The 21,152-nt window shown below is 42.1% G+C and carries 19 protein-coding genes; 6 read left to right on the forward strand and 13 right to left on the reverse strand.

What is annotated here, in order from left to right; translation table 11 throughout:
* Positions 1-231: 231 nt before the first annotated feature.
* The 7 genes from ACFSYC_RS04830 to ACFSYC_RS04860 form a co-directional block, all read right to left on the reverse strand.
* Entirely contained in the window at positions 232-993 is a 762-nt protein-coding gene (locus tag ACFSYC_RS04830; RefSeq protein WP_377124101.1) for a YqjF family protein, read from the reverse strand.
* Between the two features lie 3 nt (positions 994-996).
* On the reverse strand, positions 997-1,800 hold the full coding sequence (locus tag ACFSYC_RS04835) for a M48 family metallopeptidase (RefSeq protein ID WP_377124103.1): 804 nt from the start codon (positions 1,798-1,800) through the stop codon (positions 997-999).
* 79 nt (positions 1,801-1,879) lie between these two features.
* Positions 1,880-2,524, reverse strand: a complete 645-nt coding sequence (gene plsY, locus ACFSYC_RS04840) for a glycerol-3-phosphate 1-O-acyltransferase PlsY (RefSeq protein ID WP_377124105.1) — start codon at positions 2,522-2,524, stop codon at positions 1,880-1,882.
* 94 nt (positions 2,525-2,618) lie between these two features.
* Positions 2,619-3,464: a carboxylating nicotinate-nucleotide diphosphorylase gene (nadC, locus tag ACFSYC_RS04845; RefSeq protein WP_377124107.1), complete on the reverse strand. Its 846-nt coding sequence runs from the start codon at positions 3,462-3,464 to the stop codon at positions 2,619-2,621.
* Positions 3,465-3,614: 150 nt separating this feature from the next.
* Positions 3,615-4,934 carry a hypothetical protein gene (locus tag ACFSYC_RS04850; RefSeq protein WP_377124109.1) on the reverse strand — a complete coding sequence of 440 codons (1,320 nt, stop codon included), beginning with the start codon at positions 4,932-4,934 and terminating at the stop codon, positions 3,615-3,617.
* Entirely contained in the window at positions 4,924-5,523 is a 600-nt protein-coding gene (locus ACFSYC_RS04855) for an RNA polymerase sigma factor (protein WP_377124111.1), read from the reverse strand. Before ACFSYC_RS04855 ends, ACFSYC_RS04850 begins: the two co-directional genes overlap by 11 nt.
* A gap of 141 nt (positions 5,524-5,664) precedes the next feature.
* Complete coding sequence (locus tag ACFSYC_RS04860; RefSeq protein WP_377124113.1) at positions 5,665-6,342, reverse strand: DUF4397 domain-containing protein; 678 nt, start codon at positions 6,340-6,342, stop codon at positions 5,665-5,667.
* Between the two features lie 186 nt (positions 6,343-6,528).
* Here ACFSYC_RS04860 and gpmI point away from each other — a divergent pair, with 186 nt between their 5' ends.
* Both gpmI and ACFSYC_RS04870 read left to right on the forward strand, forming a co-directional pair.
* Complete coding sequence (gpmI, locus tag ACFSYC_RS04865; protein WP_377124115.1) at positions 6,529-8,049, forward strand: 2,3-bisphosphoglycerate-independent phosphoglycerate mutase; 1,521 nt, start codon at positions 6,529-6,531, stop codon at positions 8,047-8,049.
* The gene (locus tag ACFSYC_RS04870) at positions 8,036-8,629 is read left to right on the forward strand and encodes a hypothetical protein (protein WP_377124117.1); all 594 of its coding nucleotides are present in this window, start codon (positions 8,036-8,038) and stop codon (positions 8,627-8,629) included. Before gpmI ends, ACFSYC_RS04870 begins: the two co-directional genes overlap by 14 nt.
* On the opposite strand, the gene ACFSYC_RS04875 is transcribed toward ACFSYC_RS04870, so the two are convergent.
* Positions 8,626-9,267, reverse strand: coding sequence for a tetratricopeptide repeat protein (locus ACFSYC_RS04875; protein WP_377124119.1), 642 nt, complete (start codon positions 9,265-9,267; stop codon positions 8,626-8,628). The genes ACFSYC_RS04870 and ACFSYC_RS04875 overlap by 4 nt on opposite strands.
* Positions 9,268-9,631: 364 nt before the next feature.
* On the opposite strand from ACFSYC_RS04875, the gene lon reads away from it, so the two are divergent.
* Together lon and ACFSYC_RS04885 are read left to right on the forward strand one after the other, a co-directional pair.
* Positions 9,632-12,109 (forward strand): endopeptidase La, encoded by a 2,478-nt coding sequence (gene lon / locus ACFSYC_RS04880; RefSeq protein ID WP_377124121.1) that lies wholly within the window; start codon positions 9,632-9,634, stop codon positions 12,107-12,109.
* A 120-nt stretch (positions 12,110-12,229) separates the two neighbouring features.
* The gene (locus ACFSYC_RS04885; RefSeq protein WP_377124123.1) at positions 12,230-13,204 is read left to right on the forward strand and encodes a lipid A deacylase LpxR family protein; all 975 of its coding nucleotides are present in this window, start codon (positions 12,230-12,232) and stop codon (positions 13,202-13,204) included.
* On the opposite strand, the gene arfB is transcribed toward ACFSYC_RS04885, so the two are convergent.
* Complete coding sequence (gene arfB / locus ACFSYC_RS04890; protein WP_377124125.1) at positions 13,201-13,611, reverse strand: alternative ribosome rescue aminoacyl-tRNA hydrolase ArfB; 411 nt, start codon at positions 13,609-13,611, stop codon at positions 13,201-13,203. The two genes, ACFSYC_RS04885 and arfB, sit on opposite strands and share 4 nt — an antisense overlap.
* Before the next feature lie 96 nt (positions 13,612-13,707).
* On the opposite strand from arfB, the gene cmk reads away from it, so the two are divergent.
* Positions 13,708-14,382, forward strand: a complete 675-nt coding sequence (gene cmk, locus ACFSYC_RS04895; RefSeq protein WP_377124127.1) for a (d)CMP kinase — start codon at positions 13,708-13,710, stop codon at positions 14,380-14,382.
* Between the two features lie 91 nt (positions 14,383-14,473).
* Here cmk and ACFSYC_RS04900 read toward each other — a convergent pair whose 3' ends face one another.
* Entirely contained in the window at positions 14,474-14,938 is a 465-nt protein-coding gene (locus ACFSYC_RS04900) for a deoxycytidylate deaminase (RefSeq protein ID WP_377124129.1), read from the reverse strand.
* A 75-nt stretch (positions 14,939-15,013) separates the two neighbouring features.
* The gene (locus ACFSYC_RS04905; RefSeq protein ID WP_377124131.1) at positions 15,014-16,666 is read right to left on the reverse strand and encodes an MFS transporter; all 1,653 of its coding nucleotides are present in this window, start codon (positions 16,664-16,666) and stop codon (positions 15,014-15,016) included.
* A 162-nt stretch (positions 16,667-16,828) separates the two neighbouring features.
* On the opposite strand from ACFSYC_RS04905, the gene ACFSYC_RS04910 reads away from it, so the two are divergent.
* Positions 16,829-17,485, forward strand: a complete 657-nt coding sequence (locus tag ACFSYC_RS04910; protein WP_377124133.1) for a LysE family translocator — start codon at positions 16,829-16,831, stop codon at positions 17,483-17,485.
* A gap of 98 nt (positions 17,486-17,583) precedes the next feature.
* Here ACFSYC_RS04910 and ACFSYC_RS04915 read toward each other — a convergent pair whose 3' ends face one another.
* A complete protein-coding gene (locus tag ACFSYC_RS04915) occupies positions 17,584-19,491 on the reverse strand; it encodes an amidophosphoribosyltransferase (protein ID WP_377124135.1) in 1,908 nt (635 codons plus the stop codon).
* Positions 19,492-19,673: 182 nt separating this feature from the next.
* A complete protein-coding gene (locus ACFSYC_RS04920) occupies positions 19,674-20,981 on the reverse strand; it encodes an ammonium transporter (protein WP_377124137.1) in 1,308 nt (435 codons plus the stop codon).
* Between the last annotated feature and the right edge of the window lie 171 nt (positions 20,982-21,152).

A 21,152-nucleotide genomic window follows, 5' to 3' on the forward strand; every position in this document is an offset into this window, starting at 1 on the left:
TGGACAACGCTACGCGTTCCCAACATCCTGACACGACAAACAAACAATAATTAATAACTTTATAAAAATAACTGTCAACCTTTTTCAGGACGGGTCAGACGCCAATTTAGGATATATAAAGACAGAAAAATAACCACCACCCTGTTTATCAGGACCTTAACATAATAAACACGAATAAAAATAACAATTTGCTAAATATCTGATTTTCAATTATATACGATAATACCTTAATTATCTCTCACGGATTACCTGCTTTCCTACATCCTGCTTGAACGATAATTTATCGCCCATGCGTACTCCTATTTCAGATCCCCTTGCAAAAAAAACGGAGACCGGCTTACCCGTTAAGTATGGTGTAAACGCATCGCCGTAGAGGCTAGCTATATCGGCCTCAAAAACATAATCGCTTACTTTACTTATCTGCCAGCTAATATGTTCTACCTGGTATTCCATCGTAGTGGTATCGCTCCATGAATTGTAACCCCAGTAATGTTCTAAAATAAATTCCTCGGCGCTACCCGGTTGTATAGGCGTAAGCTTATTGCTTACCGTAGCGCCTAGCTTGTTCCACCGGTTATTAAGTTTCCACTCGTATAAAAAACTGGTTCGGTTATCGCCCAAGTGTTTAACACTGTGTCGCATGGGCAACCTGCGATAATGCTCTTTATAAAGCGCATTCGCTATCACCGCAATAACATGCTTAGGTACTATTTCGCTGATAAAAACCGCGCCACGCTTATGCGCCATACCGTCAAAATATCGGACGTAAAAACGAAGGTTTACCTCTTCAAAATCGACATGAAAGGGCCATTTTATGCCTAAAACCCGGGTGTTATTAAACAAAAAACCCACCATGCTTACCAATGCTTTACCTTCATAAAGGTCAAGCTCGGTGCCGGCGGGTAAGTATGGCTTTAAAATGAATGGATCAACCTCGTAATTTAACATTACCAGGTTGTTCCATTCGGCTTTTAAAAATATGCCTTTAGTCACGTATTACTTTTTGTAATACTTCATAGCCTCAGGTATTGCCTTTTGTATGTTAGCTATACGGGTAGCATCGGCGGGGTGAGTGCTCAAAAACTCTGGCTGAGCGCCTCCTTTGCTTTGCGCGGCCATACGTTGCCAAAAAGTAATAGCTTCGTTAGGGTTAAAACCGGCCATTGCCATAAATGTTAAGCCCAAACGGTCGGCTTCCGACTCCTGATCGCGGGAATATTTCAACATCGCCAACTGGCCTCCAACACCATATAATTGATTAAAGATAGCTTGTGTAGCAGCAGATTTACCACTGGTTGCTGCGCCTACCGCGGCACCACCTGCCTGTGCAGCTAACTGCTGAGACATACGCTCGGCTGAGTGACGCGCAATAGCGTGTGCAATCTCGTGGCCCATTACGGTTGCCAAACCTGCATCTGTTGCTGTAACCGGTAATATGCCCGAATATATGGCCACTTTACCACCCGGCATACACCAGGCATTAACCTCGGCGCTTTGTATTAAATTAAACTCCCACTTAAACTGGTATTGATCGGCATAGCCGTTTTGCTGCAGATACCTTTCAATAACTACGGCTAACTGATTACCTATACGTTTAACACGTTGCGACTCGGTACCGCTGGCTACAACTTTTGTTTTGGGATCAGACAGTAACTGAGAGTAACTGGCGGCTGCTGATTGATTGATCTCTGCATCGCCTACAAGGCTTAGCTGCCTGCGGCCGGTTAAGGGCACTGTTGCGCACGAATATATGACTAAAGCTATAGCCGATACTGCGATTAATGGTTTTGTGAGTTTCATAAAATATTTGTTATAAAGGGGTACAAAAAACTTGTTATAATGACATAACCCGTTAATTGCAAAAATGTTTACAAGCTGTTTAAGCAGTTTTTTTCTTAAAGAGGTTAACCTTAGATTCGGTGCCCTTTAATAAACGCTCAATATTTTTTTGGTGGGTAACCAATATCAGCAAAAACATGCACATGCCATATATAACAACCGAGCGGTTGCTGGGGAAAACAAATGCAACACCTATTAAATAAGTAAAACCGGCACATATAGACCCTAGCGATACATATTTAAATATCAACAACATAGCTATAAACATACATACACAAAGCAGTGCTGCGTGCAGGTGTATAGCCAGCACCATACCAAATAGCGTGGCAATGCCCTTACCGCCCCTAAAGCCCGCAAAAACAGGAAACAGGTGACCCATTACCGCGGCAATGCCTAAGGCTAACATATAATTAGTGTAAGGGATAGAGTTTACACCCCCGGTAGTGGTAACGCCAATAAAAAAAGCAAGATTTGTGGCTGTCCATCCTTTAAGAATATCCAGCAGCATTACCGGGATACCGGCCTTTTTGCCAAGCACCCTAAAGGTGTTTGTGGCGCCGGCATTACCGCTGCCATACTCGCGCACATCAACCCCGTAAAACGCCTGACCTATCCACACCGCGGTAGGTATTGAACCGCATAAGTAAGCCACAATAAGCGCTGCAATTGAATAAGGGGTGATCATATCAACGCAATATTAAAGATTGAATGTTGTACTAACAAGTTTAATACTATTTAAACACTATTAGTGTATATAATTTTTACTTAGTAAAATCGCCTTACTTTACAGCTTTTAAGCTCAAATCTAAACAAGTAACAGAGTGGGTTAAGGCGCCTATTGACACATAATCAACACCGCAATTGGCGTAATCTCTCACATTATCAACGTTAATGCCGCCGGATGCTTCGGTGATGTATCTGCCTTCAATCATGTTTACCGCTTGTTTTAAATCGGCAAAATTAAAGTTGTCTAACAAAATACGATCTACACCGCCGGTACGAATAACTTCCTCTAATTCGTCAAAGTTGCGTACTTCTATCTCTACTGCTAACTTTTTGCCCGTAGTTTCCAGGTACTGATGCGCGTTTTGAATAGCGTTAGCTATACCGCCCGAGTAATCGACATGGTTGTCTTTGATCAGTATCATATCATATAAACCAAAACGATGGTTAACGCCGCCGCCTATGCGCACCGCCCATTTTTCAAGATATCGCATACCCGGGGTGGTTTTGCGGGTATCCAATACCTGGGTATTAGTGCCTTTCAATAAATCAACCACATGGTCTGTATTAGTAGCAATGCCAGACATGCGCTGCATACAGTTTAACACCAAACGTTCGGCTGTTAATATACTTATGGCGTCGCCCTCAACCTCAAAAACAATGTCTTTAGGCTTAACTTCGGTACCATCCTGTATAAACACCTCGACCTTAAGGTTAGGATTAACCCGCTCAAAAATGTATTGAGCAAGCTCGACACCCGCAATGATGCCACGATCTTTCACTAAAAGTTTTGCTTTGCCGGTAGTACCTGTAGGTATAGTTGCTAATGATGTATGGTCGCCATCGCCAACATCTTCCGCAAGGGAATTATCTATAAAAGCGCGTAGTAGTTCTTTGTCCAAATCAGTTATCAGTTTTGAAGCTCCAAAAGTAATAACATTTTTTAGATGTGATAGTTTGGCGATAAGGAAATCTATTGTGAACGTATAAACCTTACATCAGTAAAGAGGAGATTTAATTACTGCCCGCGGTAGCCAGGTAACAAGCAGGCGCTAAAAACCAAACCCGACAGTTACGCCCCCTTGCAGCAATCGTATTTTTTCTGATGATACGGCGCCGAATGGCACACGCAAAAAAGGCCCAAAAATGATATTATTCTTTTTACCTATAGGTTGTTTTTTACCTGCCGATATAATGTAGAAACCCAGGTAGTTGGCAAATTTTTCTTTAACATCTTCGGTTTTTTGTTCTGCAGCAACGCTTAGGTTGCTGTATGCCGATCCCTGTTTATCTATCATAGTGGTGGCCACAGTGCCTTGAGAGATGTAGCTGTACTGCATACTATTGCTTGTTACCGACATACCCATTACACCTGCCGATACATAATAGCCTTTACCAGTTTTGTACTGAACACCTAAAGGTATTTCTACCCCGGACACAGCCAGATTTACGTTTTGCACATTGCCGAGCCTTGTAGATGCTGCAGTGCCCGGGCCTGTAGCGCTCAACGATGAATAACTAACCCCACTGGTGATTGAAAACTTATCGTTTAACTTGTAGGCTACCTGCACACCGGTACCCATATTTATCTTTTGATTGCCAATGCCGGGCTGCACAACTACCGAATAACTTAAGGTTCTATCCTTATCACTTTTCTCAACAGCTGCTACTGCATTATTTGCCCTGCTTTTAACCAAATTATCATAAACAGAATTATTTAAAATTGCTGGTTTGCTGATGGGATTGCCGGCAACCGCTTTGTCCGGCACAGACCCATTTACAGATATACCCGTAGGATCTTTTTGAATTAGCGGGTTTTGAATTACACCATTTATAGCATCCCGTTTTACCGGCGGGAAGGCGTTATTAGCTATCAATGCGCTATCGGGTTTAACTACACCCGTATAATCAAACTTAGCGCGGGTATTAACCGAAGGTACTGGTTTCGCTGTCGCGATGATGGCATTTGTGGGGTCAATTAATTGGATGCCGGTATGAGATGATTGTTTTGTAATTATTTTATTGGCAGCAGCAATTTGCACATGTTGTGTCGATGGCGTTACAGTATTAATTACGGATGGTTGCCCATTTTGTGGCACAGATAAGGGTGAAGATTTGGTTACCGGTTGTTGCACAGGTTTTTTATTTCCGGCAAGCTCAACAGGTGCTGGCGTTTTGGCCCAAAACATAAAGGCAGCATATGACACCAGCAGCAATACAGCCGCGGCGCTGCCAATTTTAAGAAATAGTATACCCAGGGGCTTACGGTCGCGTTTCTTCTGAAAAGCTTCCCAGGCACCAGGTACATACGCGTCCTCATAGGCGTGTAGCGTATCCTCTATCCCCTTAAAAAAATCCTTCTCATTTCTCATAATACGTCATCATGCTTTTTTGGTAAAGCTCAATCAGCTTTACCCTTGCTCTGGTTAAATATACCCTGCTTGTGCTTGCGGGTATCTCAAACTTTTGCGCTATCTCTTCATGCGAAAAACCTTCTATCTGGTGCATATTAAAAATGGTTTGCTGCAAAGGCGGCAACTCATCCAACAGCTTCAAAATTTCATTGTATGATAGGTTATCCGGGGTTTCAACCGCAATGTTCATGGCTATTTCATCGCCTATATCGTCTACATACAGCATCACGCGTTTTGCTCTTATGTTATCAATGGCGGCGTTAGCGGTTACGCGGCCTATCCAGCCTTTAAATACCTTTGGCAGCTCATCAGCGGGGCCGTCAAATTCAAAATCGCCTATCTTTTTAAAAATTTTTACAAAGGCATCATTTACTATGTCGTTAATGGTATTGCGGTCTTTAACATACCTAAAAGCAACGCCGCACAGGTAACCATAAAAGGTTTTGTACAAACGCTCTTCGCACTTGTAGTCCCTTTTTGCGCATCCCTCAATAAGTTGATTTAACGACGGCTCTTTTTTTAGCACCTTTAATAAATTATTAACCATTGCCCTGGTGTTGGGCAATGGCTATAAGTATGTCCTATTATATTGCGGCTGCATAACCGCTTTTACCTCTCCGAAGTAAACCGCTGTTAATCATCTAATAATTATATGATTGTGATGGCTTAAATTGCAGGTGTTGATGCTTTAATAGTTTAAACTAATCTCTGCACCCACAGCTGCACCGTCTGTAGCCGTATAAATACCACGGGTCCAGATAGTATAACTATGGCCAGCCATCAAACCTACCGATGGTAAAGCTATTTTATTAACTGTTGAGCCGGTTTCTCTAATAACAAAAGAGTATTGTTTGTCACCGTCGATAGATAAGTATTTGCTGTTAGCTTTATAAGCACGACCGGTAATAACGTTGGTACCTGTATTCAAAGCCAGATCAAGCGATGGCGCACCGATGCTCATGTTTACAAACCTGATATTTACTTTACCCGCTGCAGGCGAAGTTAAGCTATCCTGTAGTAAAGCAACGTCGGCAGTGCTGTAATTACCTGTTAAAAATGCCGAATAAAATTTGCCCTCGGTAATTGTAATTGGCTTATCAATAGCTTTGGTACCGCCCTTGTAAGCAATGAGCTGGCGGTTACCGGCAGCAGCAGTTACATAAGGGACCTCACCTTTGTATAAAAGCGAATCCGCCTGGATTTTGCTGGTGTTTAAATAAATACTTAAAGGTGGCGCGTCTGGCACAGCGTTATAAACTGCCAAAGCAGCAATGGCAGGTAACGGATCATTCTGAACTTCTTTTTTACACCCCACAGCGCCTAACACGAGTAATCCGGCTGCAGCTAATAGTTTTAAATGTTTCATAGTAATTGATAATGTGTATACTAATTATTTTACTGATAAAACGCAAGCAAGCGGTTATGCGCTACAACGGGCGGTAATTTTAATTGTTAACCTTGTTGGACCTTATGTAGAAGAATTGTTTTTAAGATAACATCGCTACTAACAAATTAATTATAATCTATCCCCCAACCCGGTTATATTTGCGTTGTGGAAAATAACAAGAAAGTAGCACTATTAATATTAGACGGCTGGGGTTACGGCCGTAACGACAATTCAAATGCAATACTGGCCGCAAATACGCCATTTTTTGATTCACTGATAGCTAATTACCCAAACTCAAAGCTTGAAGCATCAGGCATGGCAGTTGGTTTGCCTAACGGCCAAATGGGCAACTCGGAAGTTGGCCACATGAACCTGGGTGCCGGTCGTGTGGTATACCAGGAGCTTGGCCGCATTAACAAAGCTGTTGATGATAATGAGCTGATAAGCAACCCAACCATAAAAACCGCTTTTGAGTATGCTAAGCAAAACGGTAAAGACGTACACTTTATAGGCCTTGTGTCTGACGGTGGTGTACACTCCCATATAAAACATTTAAAAGGTTTATGCGATGCCGCCGTTAACTCGGGCTTAAGCAATGTATTCGTTCACGCTTTTTTAGATGGACGTGATACTGATCCAAAATCAGGCCTTGGTTTCATAACGGAGCTGGAAGAGCATATCGCCGGCGGACCGGTTAAAGTGGCATCCGTTATTGGCCGTTACTTCGCCATGGACCGCGACAATCGCTGGGAACGTGTTAAAAAAGCTTACGATGTGATGGTACATGGCGTTGGCGAAGCTACAACAGACGTGTTGCAATCAATCAAACAATCTTATCTTAAGGAGATTACCGACGAGTTTGTTGAGCCGATAGTTAATACAATTGATGGCCGCCCTGTAGCTATTATTAAAGAGGGAGATGTAGTGTTGTGCTTTAACTTCCGTACAGACCGTGGCCGCGAGATTAGCCTGGCGCTTACGCAAAAAGCATTCCCGGAGTACAACCTGCACCCGCTGAATCTGTACTATGTAACCATGACCACTTATGATGAAACCTTTAACAACGTTAAAGTTGTTTTCACTAAAGATGACCTGACCAAAACGCTCGGCGAAATATTACAGGATGCCGGGAAAAACCAAATCCGGATTGCCGAAACTGAAAAATATCCGCACGTAACGTTTTTCTTCTCGGGCGGCAGAGAAAAGGAATTTATTAACGAGCGGCGCCTGATGGTACCATCGCCGAAGGTGGCTACGTATGACCTGCAACCCGAAATGAGTGCAGCCGGTATTCGCGACGCGATCATTCCTGAACTTAAAAGCGGGTGGCCGGATGTTGTGGTACTTAACTTTGCTAATACGGACATGGTAGGCCACACCGGCGTATTTGAAGCCGTAATTAAGGCTGCCGAGACGGTTGACCAATGCACCCGGGCGGTTGTTGAAACAGGCTTGGCAAACGGTTATTCGTTCATTATCCTGGCAGACCACGGCAATGCTGATTTTATGGTCAACGACGACGGCTCACCAAATACAGCGCATACGACCAACCTGGTACCCTGCATTGTTATTGATAAGGATGTAACCCATGTTAAAGACGGTAAACTTGGTGATGTTGCCCCAACAATATTGCACATTCTGGGAGTAGAAATTCCGCAGGCAATGAGCGGCAATGTACTGGTATAAACAGGTATTCAACAAGACGGTTAACCCTCTTTTCCATTATGGCGAAAGAGGGTTAACTTTGTTATTTTTTGTGGGCGTGTTTGTTTCCCTCCTTCCCTCTTGCAAACCAGACAATCTGCAAAACGGTGCCACTCCCAAACATTTCGATATTAAAGGATATTTTGAGGCCGAGGCCGCGCGTTTAAAAAAGCGTAATCCACTGATCACCAAAACCGTTACTCATAACGGCTTTACAGAAGTTAAAAAGCTAAACATCACTAATTGGAATGCAGAATTAGGGCTTTTCATTCAATCAGACATCAATAAACCAGCCTGGCGAGATAGTTATAATACAGACAGTAGCGCGACGAGCATTATTTACAAAGCAAAAACCTCTGACCTTAAAACGCAGCTGGTAATCATTACTAAAAATGAGGGCAAAATAAAGTGGATAATGATTTATAATACCGGCAACAATAAATTATACCACACCAGGGAAAAATTAAGCTATTTTCCTGACTCTTTATATATGATAGAAAAAGTTCAAAAAGTGCGTCTGCTTAACGAAAACAGCTATTTGATAAAAGGGAAGTTAAATTAGCGGGGAATAGTTGCCGTTGCGGCAGCAATGGATAATTTTTGCTTTGACAATTCAATTAACGCAGCAATATCATCTCTTGACCTGTCAACATCATAGATTTTTTGCAAATCGTTAACCGAGGCTTTCAAAGCGTTGAGACCGCGTGCCCTATCGAAAAACCTCTGATTACTTTGCAACCTGAAAAGGCCGTATTCTCTGTAAGCAATGCCCCTATTTTGGTAAAATACAGCAAGCTTAGCGTTTGATGGGTTAATGCTGATAGCTTTGGTTAGGTCGATGATAGCGCCTAATAAAAATTTCTCCTTTTCGGCTGGTATTTGGCTTTCAATGCCTAAACGATACTGTGCCCGGGCACGGTAATAGTAAGCATGTGCATCGGCAGGCTCAAGTGCTAGCTCCTTAGTAAATGCGGCTATAGATTTTTGATAGTTATCGCTGTGATAATACGAGTATCCAAGCATCCAAAGCGCATTGGCGTTGGTAGAGTCTATCAAACGCCCTTTCTCTAACTGCTTTATGGCAGCCTTAAAATTACCATCGATATAAGCTTGCTGCCCCAATTTGATATAGGCATTTTGCGACACCGCATGCTCAACAGATGATAGAACCAGGAAAGAGACTAAGACCGATAACCTCATTTAAAGTTTAATACGTTAACAAATAAGTATCTAAATAACTCTGTTAAGTGTAATTTATTATGCCGGCCAGTACATTTGTCAAAAAAATACTACCAAACGGTACCATGGCAAGGGTATGACTTTTTTTCATCTTTAGCAATATTTTTAACCACATTTAACAAAAAAGCCTGTAAATTTGTAATCGCCAATAAATCAGTTGTATAACTAACTCCGTCGATTGATATAGTGGCATCGGCCCATGTTGGCATAAGTCTTGAAATATTAAAACAACTAAGTAGTAGCCGCTATTTGGGGCATGTTTAAGCTATGGTTTTATACTATGGGCTGACAACATGGCGTTTATTTTTATTTAAAAAAGGTATTAATGAGTTTTGACCCGTTCGATTTTAGAAATGTTATGCCCGTGATTAACGAAGATTCTGAATTTTTTCCACTGATGTCGTCAGAGGATGAAGAGGAGATGAACAATGAGCTGGTGCCAGAGATTTTACCTATATTACCATTACGCAATACCGTGTTATTTCCGGGTGTTGTTATTCCTATCACCGTTGGTAGAGATAAATCCATAAAACTGATTCGCGATGCCAATAAAGGCAGCCGCATGATAGGCGTGGTTTCGCAAAAAGATGTCGCTGTAGAAGATCCTGCTTTTGGCCAGTTAAATAAAGTTGGTACCGTAGCGCTCATTATAAAAATGCTGCAAATGCCCGACGGTAATACCACTGTAATTCTGCAAGGCAAGAAACGCTTTTATTTAAAAGAAGAGGTACAAAGCGAGCCTTATATAAAAGCCAGCATTGAGCCGTTTCAAGAGCCTAAAAGCACTAAAGAAGATAAAGAATTTAAAGCCATGATATCCTCTATTAAGGATATGGCAATGAATATTATACAGTTATCGCCAAACATCCCCAGCGAGGCTGGTATTGCTATCCGTAATATTGAAAGCACATCGTTTTTGATGAATTTTATTTCATCAAACATGAATGCCGATATGTCGGCTAAGCAAAAATTGCTGGAGATAACCAACCGCCGCAATATGGCGAACGAGGTATTGCAACACTTAACCACCGAGTTGCAGTTACTTGAACTTAAAAATCAGATCCAAACACGCGTACGTATTGATCTGGATAAGCAACAACGTGATTATTTCCTTAATCAGCAGATAAAAACCATACAGGAAGAACTTGGAGGCAGTACACCCGATCTTGAGCTCGAGAACCTGCGCCACCGTGCTATCAAAAAGAAATGGACCATTGAGGTAAAAAAGCATTTTGATAAAGAGATAGAAAAGCTTGCCCGCACTAACCCTGCCGCTGCCGACTACTCGGTGCAAATGAACTATCTTGAGTTAATGCTTGACCTGCCATGGAACGAGTTTACAAAAGACAACTTTGACCTTAAGCGCGCTCAAAAAGTGCTGGATAAAGATCATTTTGGACTTGATAAGGTTAAAAACCGAATTATTGAGTATCTGGCTGTATTAAAGCTTAAACATAACATGAAAGCGCCGATACTTTGCCTGGTTGGCCCTCCCGGAGTTGGAAAAACGTCGTTGGGTAAATCAATAGCAAAAGCTTTGGGGCGTAAATATGTACGTATGGCCTTAGGCGGCATACGCGACGAGGCCGAGATTCGCGGTCACCGTAAAACGTACATTGGCGCTATGCCGGGCCGTATTATCCAGTCGGTTAAAAAAGCCGGCGCGGCCAACCCTGTATTTATTTTGGACGAGATTGATAAAGTGGGCAACGATTTTAGGGGCGATCCGTCATCAGCTTTACTTGAAGTTCTTGACCCTGAACAGAACAGCAGTTTTTATGATCATTATGTGGAGATGGATTTTGATCTGTCGAACGTTATGTTTATCGCGACAGCAAACTCGTTAAGCAACATCCAGCCTGCCCTGCTTGACCGTATGGAGATCATTGAGGTTAATGGATATACTATTGAGGAAAAGATTGAAATAGCTAAACAGCACCTGGTGCCAAAACAGCGCGAGGCCCACGGTTTAAAAACTAAAGACATTACGCTTAAGCCAGAGGTAATTGAGAAAATAATTGAGGATTATACCCGTGAGTCGGGCGTGCGTGGTTTAGAGAAAAAAATAGGTTCTGTAGTGCGTGGCACAGCTAAAAACATAGCTATGGAAGAGCCTTACAACACCTTAGTAAGTAAAAAAGATGTTGAAACCATATTAGGCGCGCCAATTTTCGATAAAGACCTTTATGAAAACAATGACGTTGCCGGGGTAGTAACAGGCCTCGCCTGGACATCCGTAGGCGGCGATATTCTGTTTATTGAAGCAAGCTTAAGCCCGGGTAAAGGCAGGGTTACCTTAACCGGCAGTTTAGGCGATGTTATGAAAGAGTCGGCTACCATTGCGTTAGCTTACCTGCGTGCGCACGCAAGCTATTTTAACATTAATCAAAAATTGTTTGAGCAGTGGGATATCCATGTGCACGTGCCTGCCGGCGCCACACCTAAGGATGGCCCATCAGCCGGTGTCACCATGCTAACGGCCTTAACATCTGCATTTACACAACGCAAAATAAAACCACATTTGGCTATGACCGGCGAGATAACCCTGCGAGGCCGGGTGTTACCTGTCGGTGGTATTAAAGAAAAAATCCTGGCTGCTAAGCGGGCTAATATTAAAGAGATTATTCTTTGTAAATCAAACCAAAAAGATATCTTAGAGATAAAAGAAGGCTATATTAAGGACCTGCAATTTCATTACGTAACAGAAATGCGCGAGGTTATAAACCTGGCCCTGTTAGATGAAAAGGTTAGTGATGCGCTTGACCTGACAGTGAAAGAAGATGTTAAACCAGTTTTAAACTAAAAGATATACTTAACTATTGTTATTTTATTACAAGGGAGAAATCTATATATCTAAGGCAGCCATCTGCAAGGTATAGTTTTCTCCCTTTCATGTAAAGGAGCTTAGTAAATCACCTAACCTATGAGAAAATTACTTTTACCTCTACTACTATTTTCTGTTGTAGCAATCTCAGCGCTGGCGCAAAACCACAGCAGTGAGTTTGGAGCACAGTCTGACAACGACTCTTATCTTGGAGGAGGTTCTGATAGATATTACACCGATGGGTTGTTTCTTTTTTACCGCCATGCTTTGGATGTTAAAACTAGCGCCACATTAAAAAACAAGGTATTGGGTTTTGAAGTCGGTCAGAAAATCTTTAATCCATACGGGGGCAATATTGTATCTGTTTTACAGGTCGACCGGCCTTTTGCCGGATATTTATATGCCGGCGCTAACCTTAACTTTCTACACACAGACGAGAGTAACTTAAAAGTAGGCGTTCAGGTGGGTATTATTGGCCCTGCATCGGGTGCTAAAGAAGCACAGACCTGGGTACACAAAAACTTTGGCTTTTACACACCATCAGGATGGGAGTATCAGATCAGGAACAATCTCCAACTTAACTTATCGGCAGACTATAATAAGCTGTTAGGCCGCGGCGATTTCTTTATCGAAAATACCAAAGCCGACGCTACTTTGGCCACTTATGCTAATTTAGGCACCGGCTTTGCAGGCGTTGGTATTGGCGCATTGCTTCGTGCTGGTAAAGTAAACCAGCTATTTAACAGCGCCAGCACACAAAGCACCACCATTGCTGATAAAAACTTTACCCCGGCCAACAAGCACGAATTTTTTGTATACTTAAAGCCTATGCTAAATGTGGTAGCCTATGATGCTACCATACAGGGTGGTTTGTTTCAAGGCACTGACCCAACTGGCGTAGAGATCAGAAAAACGCCCGAACGCATTATAGCGAGCAGCATGGTCGGCTTAACCTATACCACTAACCGTTGGGTGTTTGATGCAGCCGCGACTTTCCGCAGTAAGGATATTGATCAATTGGCATACAGGCGACACCAATGGGGATCTGTAACGGCGTTGTACCGTTTCAATTAATCCTCGTAGTTTTTTCGGCGACCTTCTTTTTTTACTGACTGGAGCTTTTTGCTGTCCAAACGTTCCGCCTTCGAGCTTCTACTTGGCTTGGTAGCCTTGCGCTTTTTAGGCACGTGCAGCGCTTGTAACAGCAAACTCATTAAACGCTCTACCGCTTTTTCTTTATTCAGATATTGGCTGCGCTCCTCATCACAAATCACCTGCACTAAGCTGTCTTTATTAAAGCGCGATTGTAATTTCTGGTTGATCCTCGTTTTCTCCTCGTCAGTAAACAAAGTCGATTCATCAACAGAAAACAATAACTCAACCTTACTAGAGACCTTATTGACATTTTGCCCACCCTTGCCCCCGCTGCGCGATGTTTTGTACCTGAGTTCTTTTTGCAGGTCGGCTTTATTAATATTCATTGCAATGATAGTATTAGATATTGGATGACAAATTTAACAATATCAAAATCACTCAGCTTATTAAGCACTCACAATAATTTGTACCTTTACAACACAATGAACAACAACATCGTAGTAGCTATTGACGGCTATTCGTCATGCGGTAAAAGTACCCTGGCGAAGGCGCTTGCAAAGAAACTTCATTTCATCTATGCTGATAGCGGGGCTATGTACCGATCGGTTGCCTTATATTTTATACGCAACAACGTAGATATCAGTAACCATAACGAAGTTGTTAAAGCATTAAAAAACATTCACCTTAATTTTCACTCGCGCGATTATCAAACACACATCACGCTGAACGATGAGGATGTATCTGCAGAGATACGCCAAATGCACGTAGCCGACAGCGTAAGCGCTGTAGCCGCCCTGCATGATGTGCGGGTAGAAATGGTACGCCAGCAGCAACGCATGGGCAAATCAAAAAACGTGGTGATGGATGGACGCGACATTGGCACCGTGGTTTTCCCACATGCGCAGGTAAAACTGTTTATGACTGCCGACCCAAAGATCCGGGCCGAGCGCCGCTACAAAGAGTTGCTCCCTACCAACCCTAGTATTACACTCGAAGAAGTTTTTGAAAGCCTTGCGCACCGCGATTACGCCGATACTACCCGTAAAGAAAGCCCCTTGATACGCGCCGAAGATGCTATTATTTTAGACAATACAGATTTGAGCCCCGAGCAGCAATTGGATTTTGCTTTGAATCTGGTGAAGCCATTGATTATCTGATTTTAAAGATTGATTGGTTCTAATATACTGATGTAAAGATACTTAGTAATATTTACCACGGCCAGTTCGGCAATACTACAATCCTAAAATCTTAGTCCAAACTTTCTTCCAACATCACCGTTGGCACCCCAAACTTATTTAAAAAGTCAACACCTTCATCGCTGGGTATCCCTTTGTATTTAGCGTAAGATTTATGATAAAAGACCTGTTTAATCCCGGCCGAAAATATTAGCCTGGCGCAAGCTATACAAGGTGATAATGTGGTGTATAAAGTAGCTCCCTCTAAACGTGCGCCACTTTTAACAGCATATAGTATGGCGTTTTCCTCCGCGTGCAGGGCAAGCGAACAACTGCCTTTCGAATCGCGCGGACAACCGGCTTCGGGCCATTCTTCGTCGCAGTTATGCGTGCCTGCCGGCGGGCCATTGTAGCCTATAGATATAATACGGGTATCCTGTGTTAAAACCGCCCCGACATGAGCCTTAACGCAATGCGAGCGCAAAGCCAGGTCAGTAGCCAGTTTCATGAAAATAGTATCGAAAGATGGTTTGCTCATGGTTATTAAAGATTGAAGATTAAAGATTGGTAAAATCAGACCCATCTTTAACCTTCAATAACTAATCTTTAAAATTTAGTGGCCTCCGCTTTTTTCTACCTGAACATGATCGATATTGATGCCTTGTTTTGCCAGCTCTTGTCTAACTTTCCAGGCGAAGAATACGATATAACCGAAGCCTATAACCGGAACAATATATGACTGGTGGATACCAATAGTATCTGCCAATAAACCATGTACGGGCGGGATGATAGCGCCACCCAGGATCATCATAATTAAGAACGCTGAGCCCTGACCTGTATATTTACCTAAACCGGTAATTGCCAATGAGAAGATTGATGGCCACATAATTGAGCAGCAAAGTCCGCCGCTGATGAAAGCGAAAAGGGCAACGGTACCGGTAGTAAATAAACCTACCAACATAAATATCATACCCAAAACACCTAGTGATACCAGGGTACGTACCGGTTTTTGCTGGCCTATGTAAAAAGCGCCTATCATTACAAATATGCTGATAGCATAAATGTACAAGTTGCTTACATCAACACCTGTAGCACGATTTACAGCCAGTACAATAGCAAACGCTACAAACGGAACCACAAACGTTAAAATGTTTTTGGTTGAGTTAGATAGGTTGAACGCTCCGATAGCACCAGTCCAGCGGCCTATCATTAAGCTACCCCAATAAAGAGAAATATATGGTGACATTTGCGACTCGCTTAAACCACCAAAATCTGGCAGCTTAAGTAAGGCACCCAAGTTACTTTGTATAGTTACCTCAGTACCTACGTAAGTAAAAATAGCTATCATACCTAATATCAACTGTGGAAACTGCATTGCACCCCAACCCTCTTTATTTTTCTTTGCTGATGTTAACGAACCTATTAAGGTTAGCACTATAATAGCCAGGGATGCATATACAATTGTTGCTTTGCTTAAATGGGCAAAAGGTATAAGCTGCGCCAGATATTTATACGCACTTGATACGGCTATCTGGTCTGCCACCATAATTAAGCAAAACGCCAGGAACATAATCAAAATAGGCAATGTTGGTTTGTTGCTGGCTTCAATCTTTTCGTCATTAGTTACAACGGGTAATTTGGCAATGTATAAATATATTGCTACCACTATAAACAATCCCGCCAGGATATAATATAAGTTATTAATGGTTGATAATTGAACAGGCACGCTGCCAGATGCAGAGGTAGCAGAACCGAACAGAATTAAACTTACTGCAATGGGGCCGGTAATACCACCAATATTATTGATAGCGCCCGCAAAGTTTAAACGATTGGCACCGGTCTCTGGTGGGCCCAAAGCAATAACAAACGGGTTAGCCGCTGTTTGTTGCAAAGAGAAACCCAATGCTATGATAAATAACGAACCTAAAATAAAAGCAAACGCGCCGGTAGCCACGGCCGGGATCATAGCCAACGCACCGGCTGCCGATATCACTAAACCTAATACAATACCATTTTTATAGCCCAGCTTATTCAATATATCAACCTTAGTAGCTAACGAAGCAAAGTATAAAATTACAGAACCAATAAAATAACCACCGTAAAAAGTAAAATCAATTAACTGTGATTCGAATTGTGTGAGGTGAAAATGCGCCTTACAAAAGGGTATAAATATACCGTTTGACGCCGCCAAAAATCCCCAGAAAAAGAATACGGTTACCAGCGTATAAAGCGCCGAAGCATAGCTTTTGGTGTTGTTTTGTTTCATTTTATATCGGTTGTATTGTAATTGGTTTTTAAAGCACTAACATAACCATTTTTTTAAATTTCATGGAGGTTATTTAATCAATACACAACATTAAGTTTGTTTAATTAAGAGATAAAAATCGCATCTTCGCATACTTTAAACTAAAGCATCAGCTAAAGATTAATGATAGAAGCTATTATTTCGGGCATTGGTATTGGTATAGTACTTACGTTTTTAACAGGCCCTGTATTTTTTGCTTTGATAAAAACCAGCATCGAGCGTGGCTTTCAAGCGGGCGTATACCTGGCGGCAGGTGTTGTTAGCAGTGATGTGGTTTTTGTAGGCGCAATACTTTTTGGCTCACAATTGTTTGAAGTATCAACCCAAACTAAAACCATAGCTGGGGTTGTGGGCAGCATTATCTTGTTTGTTGTAGGCGTGCGCTATATTGTAAAAAAGGCTAAGCTAAATTACTCCAACGACGCACCTACCGGCCTTAAACGGACCGGCTATTTTCTGAAGGGATTTTTGCTTTGCATATTCAATCCGGCCATATTATTTCATTGGATAACTGTAATCGGCACGGCCAGCACCATATATCATAATGGCGTACATCACCGGGTAGCCAAAATAGCAATCATGTTTTTAACTATACTTGTCGTGCAATTTGGCTTGGATACTATTAAGGCTTTCTACGCTGATAAACTACGTGATAAGATCTCTGAAAAACTGGTACACCGCGTAAACCAATTGGCAGGCATCGCGCTTATTATTGCCTCGATCATCCTTTTAGACAGGTTAGTTACACACTACGTGTTTGAAGCTCCTGCTACTACATAGTAAAAGAAAGCTACCACAACAATTCTAGTTATAGCATAAAACAAAAAAGGGCGAAAGATTTCATCTTTCGCCCTTAAGCTTTGTCCTTCCAATTTAAATTACATGTAAGCTCTTTGGTTTTTTCCTTCCATCCAGTTAACAAAGGCGCGGTTAACCACCTTGTTACCGCCGGGCGTAGGGAAATCGCCTGAGAAATACCAGTCGCCGGTATGATCCGGGCAAGCTTTATGCAGATTATCTAGCGTTTGATAAATAACCTTCACCTCGCACTTAATTTCTTTTGGTGTTATGATCTGCGCAATACGGTCAGATACTTCCTGATCTGTAAATGGCGCATATATTGCCTTTACATAATTAACTACCTCTTCTTTAGGTAGCACCGCGCTGGCCTTGCATTTTTTGTAAACTTCTGCAATAATATCTTCTTTACCTTGCTCTTTTAATAAGCTGATAGCAGCTTCAAAAGCAACAAACTCGCCCATCCGCGACATGTCAATGCCGTAGCAGTCAGGGTAACGTATTTGCGGAGCAGATGAAACTACCACAACTTTTTTAGGCCCTAAGCGATCAAGGATTTTCAGGATACTTTGCTTTAAAGTAGTACCCCGTACAATAGAATCATCTAATACAACCAAAGTATCGGTATCACGTTTAATCAAACCATAAGTGGTGTCGTATACGTGGGCAACCATTTCGCTACGGTCAGCATCCTGCGTTATAAAAGTACGCAGTTTAACGTCTTTGATCGCTATTTTCTCAACCCGTGGCGCCATTGCTAGCACTTCGGTTAATTCCTCTTCGCTGATCTTGTCGTCGCGGTTAAGCAACTTATCCCGCTGGTATTTTTTAATGTACTTGTGTATACCTTCAACCATACCATAAAACGCAACTTCGGCTGTGTTAGGGATGTATGAAAATACAGTATTTTTTACGTCGTTATTTACCGCGTCTAAAATTTGCGGGCATAACAGTCGGCCTAGTTGTTTACGTTCTCGGTAAATAGATGCGTCGCTACCTCTTGAAAAATAAATACGCTCAAAAGAACATGCTTTCTTTTCAGCTGGTTCGCTAAACATATCCTCGGTTACCTTGCCGTTTTTCTTAATAATAAGCGCATGACCGGGCTTTACCTCTTTAATATCTTCAATAGGGATATTAAATGCGGTTTGTATTGCCGGCCGTTCAGACGCAGCAACTACAATCTCGTCGTTACAATAATAAAAAGCGGGGCGGATACCGGCGGGGTCGCGCATAATAAAGGCATCGCCGTGGCCAAGCATGCCGGCAATGGTGTAACCACCATCCCAGTTACGTGCAGATTTGCGCAGTATCTTAGCCACATCCATATCATTGGCTATAAGCTTACTTATCTCCGCGTTATCGTCTAAGCCTTCGCGTTTATATTGATCAAATAAGCCCTGTACTTCGGTATCAATAAAGTGGCCCATTTTTTCTAACACAGTAACTGTATCAGCTTGCTCTTTAGGGTGTTGCCCCAAATCATAAAGCTGCTCCAGCAACTCGTCAACATTGGTCATGTTAAAGTTACCGGCGATAACCAGGTTACGGGTCATCCAGTTATTTTGACGCAAAAACGGGTGACAGCTTTCAATACTGTTTTTACCGTGCGTGCCGTAACGTAAATGTCCTAATAATACTTCGCCTGTAAAACTTACATGCTCCTTGAGCCATTCGGTATCAGCCATTTTTTCAGGCGATTCCTTTTGGATGTCAGCAAACTTTTTCTGGATATACTCAAAAATATCAGCAACAGCATTAGATGCCATTGATCGGTGTCTGCTGATGTAACGCTTACCCGGAGCAATATCCAGCTTAATGGTAGCAACGCCGGCGCCATCCTGGCCACGGTTGTGTTGTTTTTCCATTAAAAGATAAAGCTTGTTTAAGCCATACAGTGCAGTACCGTATTTTTGTTGATAAAAAGACAGTGGCTTTAAAAGGCGGATAAATGCCACACCGCATTCATGTTTAATCTGATCGCTCATGATTTGGAATGAGCCGCAAAGTTATCATTTTAATAAGAAGTATGTTAAATGATTTGTCATTAAATATTAACAATGTTTAAACACATTTATGACGGTTGCAAGCATGAATTTGCGTATTTAAATGCCCTAAAAGGGCCGGTTGCCCGCGCCCTGATTGTATAACAGTATGCTGAATGATTTAACTACAAGCGTTCGCCATGCTGGCTGATATCGAGCCCTATCACTTCATCTTCAGCAGATACGCGTAAAGGGGATATCATATCGGTGATTCTTAATAATATCCATGATCCGCCGAAAGCAAATATGGACGTAACTACCAACGCAAATAATTGGATCAGGAACAGGTGAGTTTCGCCAAAAAACAGACCGTTACCATTTGTAATGGCAGGGTTAACGTTTTTGTGAGCAAAAACCCCGGTTAATAACATACCAACCATACCACCTACACCATGGCAAGGGAACACGTCTAAAGTATCATCAATTGATGTACCGGTCCTCCACTCAACAACCAGGTTGCTTATTACTGATGATATGATACCGATGGCTAATGAGTGTGGTATAGATACATAACCCGCAGCCGGAGTAATAGCAACTAAACCTACCACAGCGCCTATACAAGTACCCATGGCCGATGGTTTACGACCGCGCAGCATATCAAAAAATATCCAAGTAATACCACCAGCTGCCGATGCGGTTGTACTGGTAGCTAAAGCAATAACCGCTAAATGATTCGCCCCCATAGCCGAGCCTGCATTAAAGCCAAACCAACCGAACCATAACAAACCGGTACCAATTAACACATAAGTGATACGTGCCGGTGAGTGGCTTGGCTCGTTACGCTTCTTTAAGTACAAAGCTGATGCTAAAGCCGCCCAGCCTGCAGACATGTGCACTACCGTGCCACCTGCAAAATCTAACACGCCTAATTTGGCTAATAAGCCATTAGGATGCCATGTTGCATGCGCCAAAGGAGAGAATATAAAGATGCTAAACAGCACCAGGAATATGATATAAGAATTAAAGCGGATCCGTTCGGCAAACGCACCGGTGATAAGAGCGGGTGTGATAATTGCGAACTTTAACTGGTACATGGCAAATAACAACAACGGAATGGTTGGCGCATTAACCCAGGTAGAGTCGCCCAGCATGCCTTTCATCATAAAATAGGTTGATGGGTTGCCTATAATACCGCCAATGCTATCACCAAAGGCTAAACTAAAGCCAAATATGCCCCATAATACGGTAATAATTACCATACATACCACACTTTGGAGCATAGTTGAGATAACGTTCTTTTTATTCACCATACCACCATAGAAAAATGCCAATCCCGGGGTCATAATCAAGACCAAGGCTGTTGACATTAGCATCCACGCAATATCGCCGGTATTAAAATGCGATTTCCCTGTGTTTTTAAATTCGACTGAAGGGAACATGAAAGTTAATGCCAATATAAAAACGACCAACAAAAAAGGAAAATAACGTTTCATATGATTTTATAGATGATAATTTTAAAAAACGGCTGAATTTATGATTAAAATCATAAATAAGTGAAATAAATGTTCATTTTTTGTTAAAATAAAGCATAAATCATTTCAAAAAACCTAAAATAAATTTAATGCAAGCCATTTTTTTCGTTAATCTTAAAATCAATGGTGCTT

The organism is Mucilaginibacter antarcticus (assembly GCF_042686155.1).
Classification (GTDB): Bacteria; Bacteroidota; Bacteroidia; order Sphingobacteriales; family Sphingobacteriaceae; genus Mucilaginibacter; species Mucilaginibacter antarcticus.

What these genes read in the sequence shown, in the direction of transcription:
- ACFSYC_RS04855 (WP_377124111.1), bottom strand. Translation starts at nt 5,523, where the DNA reads ATGGTTAATAATTTATTAAAGGTGCTAAAAAAAGAGCCGTCGTTAAAT.
- ACFSYC_RS04835 (WP_377124103.1), bottom strand. Translation starts at nt 1,800, where the DNA reads ATGAAACTCACAAAACCATTAATCGCAGTATCGGCTATAGCTTTAGTC.
- ACFSYC_RS04850 (WP_377124109.1), bottom strand. Translation starts at nt 4,934, where the DNA reads ATGAGAAATGAGAAGGATTTTTTTAAGGGGATAGAGGATACGCTACAC.
- lon (WP_377124121.1), top strand. Translation starts at nt 9,632, where the DNA reads ATGAGTTTTGACCCGTTCGATTTTAGAAATGTTATGCCCGTGATTAAC.
- ACFSYC_RS04860 (WP_377124113.1), bottom strand. Translation starts at nt 6,342, where the DNA reads ATGAAACATTTAAAACTATTAGCTGCAGCCGGATTACTCGTGTTAGGC.
- ACFSYC_RS04920 (WP_377124137.1), bottom strand. Translation starts at nt 20,981, where the DNA reads ATGAAACGTTATTTTCCTTTTTTGTTGGTCGTTTTTATATTGGCATTA.
- ACFSYC_RS04870 (WP_377124117.1), top strand. Translation starts at nt 8,036, where the DNA reads ATGTACTGGTATAAACAGGTATTCAACAAGACGGTTAACCCTCTTTTC.
- arfB (WP_377124125.1), bottom strand. Translation starts at nt 13,611, where the DNA reads ATGAATATTAATAAAGCCGACCTGCAAAAAGAACTCAGGTACAAAACA.
- ACFSYC_RS04910 (WP_377124133.1), top strand. Translation starts at nt 16,829, where the DNA reads ATGATAGAAGCTATTATTTCGGGCATTGGTATTGGTATAGTACTTACG.
- cmk (WP_377124127.1), top strand. Translation starts at nt 13,708, where the DNA reads ATGAACAACAACATCGTAGTAGCTATTGACGGCTATTCGTCATGCGGT.
- ACFSYC_RS04875 (WP_377124119.1), bottom strand. Translation starts at nt 9,267, where the DNA reads ATGAGGTTATCGGTCTTAGTCTCTTTCCTGGTTCTATCATCTGTTGAG.
- ACFSYC_RS04905 (WP_377124131.1), bottom strand. Translation starts at nt 16,666, where the DNA reads ATGAAACAAAACAACACCAAAAGCTATGCTTCGGCGCTTTATACGCTG.
- ACFSYC_RS04915 (WP_377124135.1), bottom strand. Translation starts at nt 19,491, where the DNA reads ATGAGCGATCAGATTAAACATGAATGCGGTGTGGCATTTATCCGCCTT.
- ACFSYC_RS04900 (WP_377124129.1), bottom strand. Translation starts at nt 14,938, where the DNA reads ATGAGCAAACCATCTTTCGATACTATTTTCATGAAACTGGCTACTGAC.
- ACFSYC_RS04885 (WP_377124123.1), top strand. Translation starts at nt 12,230, where the DNA reads ATGAGAAAATTACTTTTACCTCTACTACTATTTTCTGTTGTAGCAATC.
- plsY (WP_377124105.1), bottom strand. Translation starts at nt 2,524, where the DNA reads ATGATCACCCCTTATTCAATTGCAGCGCTTATTGTGGCTTACTTATGC.